Below are 12,878 nucleotides of genomic sequence, written 5' to 3'. Positions count from 1 at the left end.
GGTCAAGCCAGCATGGACACCCGATGTCAGAATAATAAAAAACACCAGCACATAGAGGGAGAATAGCCATGACGACCGAACCGTACGCCCCCTCCAATCTCATCACGCCCCATCATAAAACCACCCCTAAAGTGGCACTGATTACAGGGGTGACCGGCCAGGACGGCGCGTATCTGGCAGAACTGCTGCTCCAAAAAGGCTATGTAGTGCACGGCATCAAACGCCGCACATCATTGCTCAACACCGGGCGCATAGACCATTTATACCAGGACCCGCACGAGACGCCGCATCGCTTCACCCTGCATCACGGCGACATGACCGACAGCTCATCCCTGATCCGCATCATCCAGCAGACCCAACCGGACGAGATATACAACCTCGCCGCCCAAAGCCATGTCGCCGTCTCGTTCGAAGAGCCCGAATACACCGCCAATTCCGATGGGCTCGGGCCACTGCGCATGCTCGAAGCCATCCGCATCCTCGGCCTGGAGAAAAAAACACGGTTCTACCAAGCTTCCACCTCAGAACTATATGGCCAGGTGCAGGAAACCCCACAACGCGAAACAACGCCTTTCTACCCGCGCAGTCCTTATGCTGTGGCCAAGCTGTACGCCTACTGGATCACCATCAACTACCGCGAAGCGTATGGCATGTATGCCTGCAACGGCATCCTTTTCAACCATGAATCGCCGTTGCGCGGGGAAACCTTTGTCACCCGCAAGATCACCCGCGCACTGTCGCGTATTGCGCTCGGTCTGCAGGATTGTCTGTATTTGGGCAACATGAGTGCCAAGCGCGACTGGGGTCATGCACGCGACTATGTTGAAATGCAATGGCTGATGCTGCAGCAGGAGCAACCGGAAGACTTTGTCATCGCCACGGGTTTCCAGTACAGCGTACGCGACTTCGTCAACGCAGCAGCCGTTGCGCTAGGCATGACGCTAGATTGGCAAGGTGAAGGGCAGGAAGAAACCGCCAGTGTATTAAATGCCGGGCCGCATACCGGCACCAAGCCCGGCCAGGTCATCGTGCGTGTTGATCCACGCTATTTCCGCCCCACCGAAGTGGAAACCCTGCTCGGTGACGCCAGCAAAGCCCACGCCAAATTAGGCTGGAGGCCCGCCACCACATTCGGGCAACTGGTCAAAGAGATGGTGCAGGCAGACCTGGACGCCAATCGCAAGTACGCGCTGATCAGGCAGAACGGTTTTGCCGCTTACGCGCATGGCGAATAAGGACTTATCAAAATGCCCAATACGAAAAAGTGCATCTACGTAGCAGGCCACCGCGGCATGGTCGGCTCCGCCATTGTCCGTACGCTGCGGCAGCGCGACTACAACAACATTGTCACGCGAACCCATGCGGAACTCGATCTGACCGACCAGGCGCAAGTGCGTGCTTTTTTTAACTCGGAAAAGATCGATGAAGTCTACGTGGCCGCTGCGCACGTCGGCGGCATCCATGCCAACAATACCTATCCTGCGGAATTCATTTATCAGAACATGATGATGGAAGCCAACGTCATCAACGAAGCCTGGCGCACGGGCGTGCAAAAGCTGTTGTTTTTAGGTTCCTCCTGCATCTACCCCCGCCTGGCCGAGCAACCGATCAGGGAGGAATTTCTGCTGACTGGCCCGCTCGAACCCACCAATGAACCCTACGCGATTGCCAAAATCGCCGGCATCAAGCTGTGCGAAAGCTACAACCGCCAGTACGGCACTGACTACCGCAGCGTCATGCCCACCAACCTGTACGGCCCCGGCGACAATTACCATCCGGAGAACAGCCACGTCATTCCCGCATTGCTTCGCCGCTTCCACGAAGCCAAAAGCACCGGCGCAAAAAAAGTGGTGGTCTGGGGCACCGGCACGCCGCGCCGCGAATTTTTATATGTAGAAGACATGGCTGAAGCGAGTGTGCATGTGATGGAGTTGGAACGCGCCACCTATGATGCCCATACCACGCCGACCTCAAGCCATATCAATGTCGGAACCGGGGAAGAAATTACCATTCGGGAGTTGGCAGAAACGATCATGCATACGGTCGGTTTCCAAGGCACCGTTGAATTCGACGCCGGCAAACCGGACGGCACACCCCGCAAGCTGCTGGATGCCGCCAATCTGGCCGGTATGGGATGGGCCGCACATGTCGGCCTGCCAGCAGGACTCAAACAAACCTATGAAGACTTCCTGATTGGAGCAAAAACGTGAAGGTCACCATACGTGATTTTTTGCCCTATAACCAGTCGTCCCACAAAAAGCGCAAGCTGCATTTGCGCCAGCATTTTGGAAAACGAACCGGGTAAGACGAAATACAACGTTGTGCGACGCAATCTGATAATTGGAAATACGCCATTGGCGAGGCGTAAAAATACGGAAGCGGGGATAAGTAATGAGAGTTTGAATCTTGTGCAGTACACCAGATAAGAATTGACAGGTTACGAAAAATGATAAAAGAAAGCGGATCAGGAGGAATAGCGCAGCGCAGCTACAACGCCCTTATTTGGAATTATATTGGGTCGGCTGTTCGCATGTCCTCTCAGTTTCTAATTGGGATAGTCCTCGCTCGACTACTTGGTCCGGAAGCTTTCGGGACTGTGGCTATCGGATGGTTGATGGTGGGCATTGGAAATTTGGTGGCAGATTTTGGTTTGAGCGCCGCACTGATCCAATGTAAAACCATTGCCGATAAAGACATTCGATTTGCATTTACTACACAAGTGTTATTGGGCGCGCTACTTACGCTGATCGGGTTTTTATCGGCAAATACAATCGCCATTTTCTTTCACCATGCTGATGCCGGCCCAGTTATACAAGCCATGGCGTTTCTATTTCTGCTGCAATCGTTTGGTCAGACGGCAGGGGCATTACTGCGTAGATCGCTCAATTTCAAGGTCTATCAAGGAACCAATATTGCTTCCTATTTGATCGGTTATCTTCTGATAGGCATACCTTGCGCATATTACGGCTTAGGCGCTTGGAGTTTGGTGGCAGCGCAACTAGTTCAGTCGTTAATTTTTTCACTAGCGGCGATGTGGCAGACAAAGCTACCCATGCGTCCAACATTAAAACCAACTTCACCTGGCATGTTGGCTTTTGGTGGCAAAGTAATCGGCGCCAATCTCGCTAGTTGGAGCATCAGCAATCTCGATAGTCTTGTGATTGGTCGTATGCTCGGGGTTGTAAGCTTGGGGATTTATAACCGAACCATGGTGTTGGTGGCGACTCCAATAAATACGCTCACAACCAGTTTGCAGGGTGTGTTATTCGCTGCAAGTTCGCGCGCCCAGTCCAATAACGTGCAACTCAAAAAAGGTTACTTTGCTGCAACAGCTGTGATTGGATTAATGTGCTTGCCAATAGCTTTTACGGTGGCGAGTGTCCCTGAAACAATCGTCATTGCGATATACGGAGTGAAATGGGTTGCTGTCATTCCGATATTACCTCCACTAGCATTGGCAATGGCTCTGAATGCCTTGCTCGCAATTGTTGGCCCAGTTTTGATGGCAAAAAACAAAGTTAGCCTGGAGTTGCGTGCCCAACTTATTACTACGTTGGTAATGGTTCCTGTACTGTATTTCACGGCGCAACAATCGCTCCAAGCCATTGCCTGGAGTGTGATGTGTATTTATTTTTTGCGCTGGACATTGTTAGCCAACGCCATCCTGGGCAGTTTAAATACAGGCTGGACTGATATGTTAAAAATACTACAGTGGCCGTTTGTGTGCGCGGTGATTTTGGCATTACTGACATTTTCTGCTGATCAGGTATTGCAAGGCATATCGCCTTTTCCAAGACTCATTGCCGACATCGCAACCGCTGCAGTAACTCTGTTTGTATTGATGGGACTATTCGGCAAGAGAATATTGCGGGGGCCGCACGGTGATTATCTCCTCGCCTCTGGCAGGTTGCCAGTCATGTTTCATCGTTTGCTAGGTGTTTAACATGGAAAAAAAATCTCAATCCATGCTGATAGTCGTGAGCTGCCTTACGGGTAGAGGTCCTACCGGGGTTGAAACGCATTTCAACCTAATCATGGAATACGCAGCCAGTAAAGGTATTGAGACTATATTGGTAATGCCGCATGACACGCATTGGCTATTGAGAAAACCCGCAAATGGGATTGGTCGACTGCTGAAATTGTTTAACCCTGAGTATTCGACGATATGGAACCGTATGGTTTCATATCGGAGGCTTAAAAGTAAGTTACGGTTTGTGCTGGCTAACAATGCAGGTCGCGTTATCACGTTGTATGCGCAAGACCCATTGAGTACCGCCGCGGCCCTGGATACACGGAAAAGCAGCAATTGCCGTGTTGTTGCTGTGTCTCACTTTAATCTTTCCGAAGCAAGTGAGGTGGTTGTAAAAGGGTTGACCACTGAAGGCAGCGCGTTGTGGCGGGAGCTCATGCGTTTAGAACGTAGCAGCCTGCCCAGGGTCGATCAACTGATCTTTGTTTCAAAATTTATGAGTCAGGTGGTTAACCAAAGGCTGCCTCAATTATCCCAAGTGCCCCAAGCTGTCATCCCTAATTTTTCATCAAAGCCGGTCGAGGCTAATCTTGTCGATGCGGTGCTTACCGGCGATCTAATCTCCATTGGTACATTGGAGCCGCGTAAAAATCAAGGCTACTTGTTGCAAGTGTTGGCTGCATGTAACAAGCATAAAAAAATATATCTGCTTACATTGGTTGGTAGCGGGCCAGATCGCGAGTGGCTGGCACAGTTGGCTGCAAGCTTAGGTGTGGGCGCACAAGTAAATTTTCTTGAGTTCATGCCAAATGCAGCACGTTTGATAGCGAATCATCGGATAGTTGTACATGCTGCGGAAATGGAGAATATGCCACTTACATTGATTGAGTCTTTGTCATATGGCCGACCAATACTAGCTGCAGCTGTCGGTGGTATCCCAGAAATATTCGCAGATGGTGAAGAAGGTCATTTCTGGAATTTGTCTGATCCCGAGGGAGCTGCTGAAATTCTTATAAATTTACTCGATAACCCGATGCAGTGGCAGCGCATGTCGGAACGTGCAAGGCTGACTTTCCAAGCTCGATTCCATCCTGACATGTTAGCAGCCAGATGGTTGAATACCATAATGTCGCTTACTGCAGGTCAGCATTATGCAAAGGAAAGCCAGTCGACTAACCTAGAGAAGAATTGTTAATGATCTAAGTTCTTGGCATATTAGGACATTCTATATTCAACCTGTTTGTGTAGAGAGAGATTTTGATGAATCTAGTAATTTCATTATTTATCGCAGGGGCTGTTGCAATATTCGGCAGCTGGCTAATTTGGTCTCTCTACCGTGCGCCTATGCTCGCGATAGGTTTAATCCTTACGATCTTCTTTGTTGAAACCCTTATGGGCTCGTCAGCTTCATTGAACGTCGGGGGCATGAACCTTTTTCTACCCGACTTGATTTTCGCGCCAATCGCAGTGGCAGCTATTTTAAGAATTTTCAGAAAGGAATTTTTTAGACCTTTGACGCTTGCATGGCTTTTTTTTGGAGGTCTTCTGTTTGTTAATTTTATTATCGGATTGAATGTCAATGGAAAAGCCGCAGGTGTGGATTTTAGAGAATATTTTTATTTTTGGAGTGGCAGTCTCTATTTTATGAGTTTCCAACTCCATAAACTCCCGTTTATCGCCATAGGACGGCACTGGGTTAAAGTCGCCATACTGTTTTCAGCTATAGCAATATTCCGCTGGGGTACAGATGCGGCGGGGTTATCAGACTGGACGGTAATTGGGGCAGGTACTCCGTTCCGGGTGATGACAGCACGTGAGGCGTTGTTTATGGCCTATGGGCTGATTATCCTAATGGGAATATCTCTAAATGGTATGCAATTAAAGTCATCACGTCTATTGCTACCGTTGTTTATTATTGTAATTTTATTGTTGCAACATAGATCAGTATGGCTTTCCGTCGTGGCAGGCGTTGGTGTGCTCTATTTTGTTACTCACGAGAAAATTGTCAAAAAAATCGCTCCAGTGGCCGGTATTTTTACAATTCTAGTTGTAGTTGGCGTATTCATGACAACGACTGATTTTGGGAAAAAAGCAATAGCGTCAATTGAGGACTCGGGCACTTCCGCAGCGCATGGAGAAGGCACCGTAGCTGCGCGGACATATAGCTGGACACAATTACTGAAGCAGTGGGATGGGGGCGGAGTGAAAACTCAGCTCATTGGGTTCCCATTCGGAACTATACATTCTCGCTACGAGAGCGATCTTTCTACACAAGCTGTGGAATACGCTCCGCATAATTATTACTTGGAAACGCTACTTCGGACTGGGGTGATCGGCCTGGCTACATTTTTGCTCATTTGTATATGGGCTGTTTATGGCTTATGGAAGAGAGGACGTTACCGCACTCCTGCCGCTGCGTACTCGGGAATATTTCTAGCGTTACTCGTTGCCGAAATCATTTACTTTATCCCCTATGGCGCAACTTATGAGCAAAGCATAATTTTTGGTCTCGCATTAAATCTGGCATTCAGTGTGTCGCCTATTCAAAAAATACGGCAACCGTTACAAGATGAACGCAGTGAGCATTACTACAATCCTAACGTGTCATGACCGGCGTACTTCGACATTCCAATGTCTAGAACAACTTGAATCCGCTGTTACAACTGGGGCGTAAGTTTGATAGCTGTGCTTATAGATAACTGGCGCATTGACAGCACTACCGAGTGGGTCTTTCAGAGATTTCCATGAATACATATTGTGCGCAGTACAGTTCATGATTTTCGAAACAGAGCATACGACCGGAAGCTGGTGAAATTGTGGTATCGCCCTTTTAACCTGATCCAAAAGGAACCACCGAGTCATGATGCCAACTGTAACTATGCCCGGCCCGCTCCATATAGGGATATCCGGCCCTATCGCAACTGAAAGCGTGGCTGGTTTTATCAAAGATGATATCGCTACGTTACCCAAGGGGTATAGCGGCGCACCGCTATTGGGGACGCTCATCGGGGCGTTGTTGGATCGTGGACATCACGTATCCGCCTATACCCTTTCGTCGAACTTGCCGCTGGATCTGCCACAGCCAATCATGGCGCAGGGAGAGCGGTTCAAGATTTACTATTGCCCAATGCGCAAACATTCCATGCGTATGAATGGTTGGCACCTCGGAAGAATCGTTGATTTTTACGGCTTGGAAAGACGCTATTTAGCACAAGCGATACAGATCGATAACCCCGATATAGTGCATGCGCACTGGGCTTATGAATTCGCTTTAGCGGCCATCGCATCCGGCAAGCCTCATGTGGTGACGTGCCACGACGCGCCGCAAGAAGTTTTAAAATATATGTCTAATCTATACCGTTTAGGGCATTTTTTCATGGCGCTCAAGGCGATGCGTGCGGCGCAAAAATTAACCACGGTATCGCCTTACATGTGCAAGGCACTTTTTCCATTGACACGTAAAAACATCGAAGTCATTCCTAACTCGATACCTCCGATGATTGCGCATCGAACACTTGATCCAGCAAGGCAATTGTCACTCACTGCGCCCGTTGTGGTGATGGTGGCGAATGGTTGGGGTAGGCTAAAAAATCCCCAGGCCGGATTGCTCGCTTTTGCAAAATTACGCGCCACTCATGGGGGCGCGCGCTTGAGATTGTTTGGCGCTGACTTTGGGCAAAGTGAGGTCGCCCATCGTTGGGCACAGGCGCAAGGTATCGCAAAGGGAATGGAGTTCGTCGGCAGGTTGCGTTACGAAAATCTTTTGGAGGAAATCGCTAAGGGTGATGTTTTATTACACCCGTCGTTAGAAGAATCGTTTGGCATGGTGGTCGCAGAAGCAATGGCGCTGGGTCTGCCTGTAGTGGGCGGCAAAACAAGTGGCGCTGTGCCCTGGGTGATAGGTGATGGCGGCGCGCTGGTAGACGTGTCTAACCCGACTGAAATCGCCGATGCTCTTAAAGCCCTTTTGTCCAATCAAGATCATTGGCGGAAATTTAGAGTGGTAGCACACCAAACTTCACAGGCACGGTTTTCACCTGAGATGGTGACGGCGGCCTATGAAAATGTATATCGGCAGCAGATTGAGGGGAGTAAGTCATGTAATTGATTGCCTGCATCTGGCTCAAAATTTTTCGGCTGGCAATGCCGGTTACGTCCATGTGCACAATATCATTTTCCAATCTATATCTAATGCAGGTTTGTTCGGGTTAATTGGCTGCATATTTGCACTTTTTTCCGTTGCTCTAAGAGAGCACCTCAGTAAATCGATCATTGTCGCTTTTATTGGTTCTTTTGTTATTAGATTTTTCGATGTCTGAAGCAGTTATGACGGTTGATCCTTTTTAAAAAAGTGATTTTTTATTAATGTATTTGTCATCTTGTACTTGTGCGCATTAATTAGATAAACAGCGTAGATAAACAGCGAAACAGGCAGGACAAAAAAATTATCTTGTCCCTCATCAGCGTCCGTCACTGGTTAAAGCATGAAACTTTCCGTTTTAATTACCTGCCACAACCGCAAAGCAACAACCCTTGCTTGCCTTGAGGCTTTATTCAAAAACTCGCTGCCTGATGGAAATATTCTTAAGGTATTTCTTGTCGACGACGGCAGCACAGATGGCACTGCTGACGCTGTGCGCGCGTTATTCCCCTGTGTTCATGTGCTGTGCGGCGACAGCAATCTTTTCTGGTGCCGAGGCATGCATAAGGCCTTCGAAATTGCCCTGCAGGGCAACTACGACTATTACCTCTGGTTGAACGATGACACGTTGCTGCGTCCGGATGCGCTGTTGCGTTTGCTTGAGTGTGAGGACGCACAGGGACAAAGGAAGCCGGTGATCGTGGTCGGCAGTACGGTAGACGCCAAAACCGGGGAGCTTACCTACGGCGGGGTGGTTCGGAACTCTAGGTTCAGGCCTACTACGTTCCAGCGGGTTGTGCCTGGCAGTGTGCCACAACGCTGCGATTCCATGACTGGCAACATTGTTTTAATTCCGTCGAAAGTCGCCCAGGTCGTGGGCAACCTGGATCCCGTGTTCGAGCATGCCATGGGTGACACCGATTACGCTTTACGGGCACGCCAACTAGGTTTCGAGGTGTGGGTTGGGCCTGGCGTATTTGGCACCTGCGGCAACAACCCGAACACAGGAACCTACTTCGACGGGAGCCAACCCCTTTCGCGCCGCTGGCGACTGATGATGAGCCGCAAGGGCTTGCCTTGGCGATCTTGGCTCGTGCTGACCCGCCGTCACGCTGGTCCCTTGTGGTTGCTGTACTTCACATGGCCCTATATCAGCTTGATTTTTGGCGGCCACCGTCGACGCTAAAACGATCCGAATTGGAGATAACACTTATGGACCACATTATTAATTACACTTACGTAATCCGGGGAGACGCAAAATGCTAAAAATTGCAATTGTCACCAACAGCCCCCCGCCCTACCGAGTACCCATTTACCAGAGAATTAGTCAGGCATCTGGCATCTGTCTTCAAGTTATCTTCTGTTGCGAGCGGGAGCCGCATAGAAAGTGGGACTTGCCACCTTTGAATTTTAATCACATTTTTCTCCGTGAGCGTTTTGTGAAGTGGGACGGACGTTGCATTCATAATAATTATGATGTGATCTCAAGCCTGACCAAGTTTTCTCCGGACGTGATTGTCACGACTGGTTTCAATCCGACTGACCTCTACACTTGTGGTTACGCATTGGCGAAAGGATTGCCTCACATACCCATGACAGACGGCACAGATATCTCAGAACAAAAATTGAGCTACTGGCATAGGGTCATTCGGCGTTTTGTGTTCGCGAGATCCAAGGCTTTCATTTCAGCAAGTTTCGGAGGACAAAAGTTATACGAGAGCTATGGCATCGCGGCGGAACATTGCTTTAAATCTTGCCTTTGTATCGATAATGCAGCGTTTTCTCCAGAACCGAAGCAAGAGGAAAAATTATTTGATTTCATCTTTTGTGGGCGAATTGAGCAAGGCAAGGGTCCTCTCTTTGCGCTGAATGTGGCGCTGGAAGTCGCCAAAACGCTAAACCGAAAAATCAGAATTTTGTTTGTCGGAGCAGGCAGCCAAGAAGAAAACGTCAAGAGAGCGGCGCCACTGCAACAGGACCTTGTGGAAGCTGAATTTAACGGCTTTGCGACGCAAAATGAACTGCCATCGTTGTACCGATCCGCTCGCATATTTCTATTTCCGACTCTTGGAGATGTTTGGGGTGTGGTTGCCAATGAAGCATGTGCCGCTGGACTACCTGTCATTGTTTCGCCCCATGCGGGCGTAGCTGGCCAGCTTGTACTGGATGGTGAAAATGGATACGTTTGCGATCTCAATGTGAGCCTGTGGGCAGAACGTGCAGCGTTGCTTTTGACGCATCCTGACGTTTATCAGAGGTTTTCTGAACGCAGTCGTTTTTTGGTAAGTGAATACACATTTGACAAAGCGGCTTCAGGACTCCTGGCTGCTTGCCACTTTGCCCTATCGGCGGACGAAACGGCCGAAGTTGACAGCCCCACTATTTGACGACCAGCAGAGTGGGGATCATGAAGAGGATTACGGCATCGTGTGCCACTCTTCAATCGACACATCCATGACTTTTTTACTATCGCTGAATCCGGGCAAATAGAAAGTTATGGGATGTCGTATTAATCTATTGGTAATGGCGTTTTCTTTCATTAGCTGAGAGCCAATGCATACCAGAATTGATGCTTTGATCTAAGCGATCAATTATCCTGTGCTAATCAACATAACGCGTTACCACGCCATTAAATTGATGTGACTGTCCGTGCTTGTATGCGCAAGTGAATGTGTTCGGATATAGCGGATATAGCACCGCATTTTTGCAGCCTAGCGCTGCATTTTTTATATGAAAACCCTTTCTTTAATTTCATATCATGAATTGACTGCCAAATATTCAATTTATTATTTGGCAATAAATTAATATAATTTTAAAAGCAAATTTAACATGTTATTTTAATATTTTTTTAGAGTAATAAATGTAGAAATAATAATATAAATTACAGATTCCCTACTCCCTAAGACGACCAGGGAGATTCACTAATAAAGCAAACCACGCCATAGATAAACACCTTAGAAATCGTGGGATTTTTGTGTCTTATTGTGCACATGCATCCGTGATTTTACTGATTTTTGGGATCAATAATAAATGGCGATTCAGTTGTTTTCCGGATCAATTTTCAATGAGAAAAATATTGACATATTATATATTTTTAAATAAAAAAATTATAATATGTCAATTGATTATATTGCAATTTAGAATTTTTTTTCAAAAATGGCTGAACTAAGCTAAGTGATGTTTATCAATAAAGTTCGATTAAATTAGTGAGTTAAAGAACTTTTAATGATAAATATGATAGTTTTTCCATTCAAATCACCTCGCGCCATGTTATGTACAAGCCTAACCGTTTTGCTTGCAGCCTGTGGCGGAGGCTCAGGCGGGGATACTGCCCAAAGCGATGCTAAAACCTTGGCAGGGAGCACCCAGTCCATAACACCCACGTCTTCAACCACAAGCTGGACGCCTTGCGCATCGGAGGGGGCTTTGTGCTCATTCTCCGGCTCACAACAGGTACGTTATGGTTTAAATGGGACTTACTTCTACAAGACTGCAACCAGTTCAATACAGTGCTCCAATGCAGTGTTCGGAGATCCACTCGTGACCGTCGAGAAAACTTGTGAATACGCAGCACCCCCAAGTCAGGTAGCATCCACAAGTCCGACAGCAACCACAGCAGCAAGTCCCACCACGACTACAACACCAACCACAGCAACAGTTGCCGGACCAACGAGCACTACATTTACTCCTTCCGGCCCGATTACCATCACCTCCGGTCAGACAATCACAGGTCTGCAGATCACAAACCCAAATGGTCCATGTATCCAAGGAAGCGGGGTGTCTAATGTGCATATTTACAACAACAAGATCGGCCCATGTGGTCCAGGGTCGGACGGTGTTGGCATCAGTATCGAGAATGCGCATGACATCAGCGTTGACCACAACTCTTTTGATGATGTGGCGAGTGGCCTCTATATCGCCTCGAGTACAAACAACATCGTCTTCGACCATAACTATGCAACTCGTGTTCGCGGGCCTATGCCGCGTGGTCAGATGGTACAGTTTAATAATGTCAACGGGAGCGGCAACCGAGTCTCTTGCAATGCGAGTGATCAGACGACACCTGGCTACAAGGCCGGCACAGAAGATCATGTCAACATGTTTCAGTCATCCGGTACGGCAGCGAGTCCATTACTCATCCAATATAACAAGTTGCGCGGTGGTGGCCCAAGCACCTCAGGCGGCGGTTTGATGGCTGGAGACAACGGTGGTTCGTATGTCACCTTCGATACAAACATCCTTGTCGATCCGGGACAGTATGGCATTGCAATTGGCGGAGGACACGACAACAAGCTTATCAACAACAAAGTCTACTCATCCGCTCATGCATGGACAAATGTCGGTACGTACATTTGGAATCAAAGCGGACCTGCATCTTACGGCCAAGTAGTGACTGGCAATCGCATAAATTGGATGAACAGCAATGGGGAGGCGAACAACTGGTGGGATGCAGGTAATTCCGGCCCGATCGCCATGAGCAATAACGTATTTGGAGATTCCACTATCGGATCCAGTATTTGGAACGAAACGTTTCCCCAGTGCGGCGCCTAACTATAATCACCAACCACGATTATAAGAAACGGCTAATTAACTGATGTTAATAAAATGGACTCCCCTCACAAAGACGGCATCATAAAGTACCACGCGTGTCAGACAGGCTGACGCGTACCTATCGGGAGAGGGAGTCCACCATGAATGCGACTGCAAAAGTAATTGGCCCGGATATTGTAGGAATGTATTTGTTGCCGTTAACCTGGATAGGCATAG

General features: G+C 48.3%; 9 protein-coding genes. All 9 read left to right on the top strand.

From position 1 onward, the window contains the following. Positions 1–68 precede the first annotated feature (68 nt). Positions 69–1,235 (top strand): GDP-mannose 4,6-dehydratase, encoded by a 1,167-nt coding sequence (gmd, locus tag KGFNPO_RS07235; protein WP_472633973.1) that lies wholly within the window; start codon positions 69–71, stop codon positions 1,233–1,235. Between the two features lie 12 nt (positions 1,236–1,247). Continuing rightward, positions 1,248–2,210, top strand: a complete 963-nt coding sequence (gene fcl / locus KGFNPO_RS07230) for a GDP-L-fucose synthase (protein WP_472633971.1) — start codon at positions 1,248–1,250, stop codon at positions 2,208–2,210. 236 nt (positions 2,211–2,446) lie between these two features. Beyond that, positions 2,447–3,943, top strand: a complete 1,497-nt coding sequence (locus KGFNPO_RS07225) for a lipopolysaccharide biosynthesis protein (protein WP_472633969.1) — start codon at positions 2,447–2,449, stop codon at positions 3,941–3,943. Position 3,944: 1 nt separating this feature from the next. Further along, positions 3,945–5,165 carry a glycosyltransferase family 4 protein gene (locus KGFNPO_RS07220; RefSeq protein ID WP_472633967.1) on the top strand — a complete coding sequence of 407 codons (1,221 nt, stop codon included), beginning with the start codon at positions 3,945–3,947 and terminating at the stop codon, positions 5,163–5,165. A 65-nt stretch (positions 5,166–5,230) separates the two neighbouring features. Beyond that, positions 5,231–6,580, top strand: a complete 1,350-nt coding sequence (locus KGFNPO_RS07215; protein ID WP_472633965.1) for an O-antigen ligase family protein — start codon at positions 5,231–5,233, stop codon at positions 6,578–6,580. Between the two features lie 250 nt (positions 6,581–6,830). Then, positions 6,831–8,078: a glycosyltransferase family 4 protein gene (locus KGFNPO_RS07210; protein WP_472633963.1), complete on the top strand. Its 1,248-nt coding sequence runs from the start codon at positions 6,831–6,833 to the stop codon at positions 8,076–8,078. A 376-nt stretch (positions 8,079–8,454) separates the two neighbouring features. Continuing rightward, a complete protein-coding gene (locus tag KGFNPO_RS07205; protein WP_472633961.1) occupies positions 8,455–9,297 on the top strand; it encodes a glycosyltransferase family 2 protein in 843 nt (280 codons plus the stop codon). 73 nt (positions 9,298–9,370) lie between these two features. Next, positions 9,371–10,498 (top strand): glycosyltransferase family 4 protein, encoded by a 1,128-nt coding sequence (locus KGFNPO_RS07200; protein WP_472633959.1) that lies wholly within the window; start codon positions 9,371–9,373, stop codon positions 10,496–10,498. Between the two features lie 1,153 nt (positions 10,499–11,651). Continuing rightward, positions 11,652–12,662 carry a right-handed parallel beta-helix repeat-containing protein gene (locus KGFNPO_RS07195; RefSeq protein WP_472633957.1) on the top strand — a complete coding sequence of 337 codons (1,011 nt, stop codon included), beginning with the start codon at positions 11,652–11,654 and terminating at the stop codon, positions 12,660–12,662. The last annotated feature ends 216 nt before the right edge of the window (positions 12,663–12,878 follow it).

The sequence above is a fragment of the Gelidimonas diazotrophica genome (assembly GCF_055694025.1).
This window is presented reverse-complemented; position numbering and strand designations above follow the sequence as displayed.

What these genes read in the sequence shown, in the direction of transcription:
- KGFNPO_RS07205 (WP_472633961.1), top strand. Translation starts at nt 8,455, where the DNA reads ATGAAACTTTCCGTTTTAATTACCTGCCACAACCGCAAAGCAACAACC.
- fcl (WP_472633971.1), top strand. Translation starts at nt 1,248, where the DNA reads ATGCCCAATACGAAAAAGTGCATCTACGTAGCAGGCCACCGCGGCATG.
- gmd (WP_472633973.1), top strand. Translation starts at nt 69, where the DNA reads ATGACGACCGAACCGTACGCCCCCTCCAATCTCATCACGCCCCATCAT.
- KGFNPO_RS07200 (WP_472633959.1), top strand. Translation starts at nt 9,371, where the DNA reads ATGCTAAAAATTGCAATTGTCACCAACAGCCCCCCGCCCTACCGAGTA.
- KGFNPO_RS07220 (WP_472633967.1), top strand. Translation starts at nt 3,945, where the DNA reads ATGGAAAAAAAATCTCAATCCATGCTGATAGTCGTGAGCTGCCTTACG.
- KGFNPO_RS07225 (WP_472633969.1), top strand. Translation starts at nt 2,447, where the DNA reads ATGATAAAAGAAAGCGGATCAGGAGGAATAGCGCAGCGCAGCTACAAC.
- KGFNPO_RS07210 (WP_472633963.1), top strand. Translation starts at nt 6,831, where the DNA reads ATGATGCCAACTGTAACTATGCCCGGCCCGCTCCATATAGGGATATCC.
- KGFNPO_RS07215 (WP_472633965.1), top strand. Translation starts at nt 5,231, where the DNA reads ATGAATCTAGTAATTTCATTATTTATCGCAGGGGCTGTTGCAATATTC.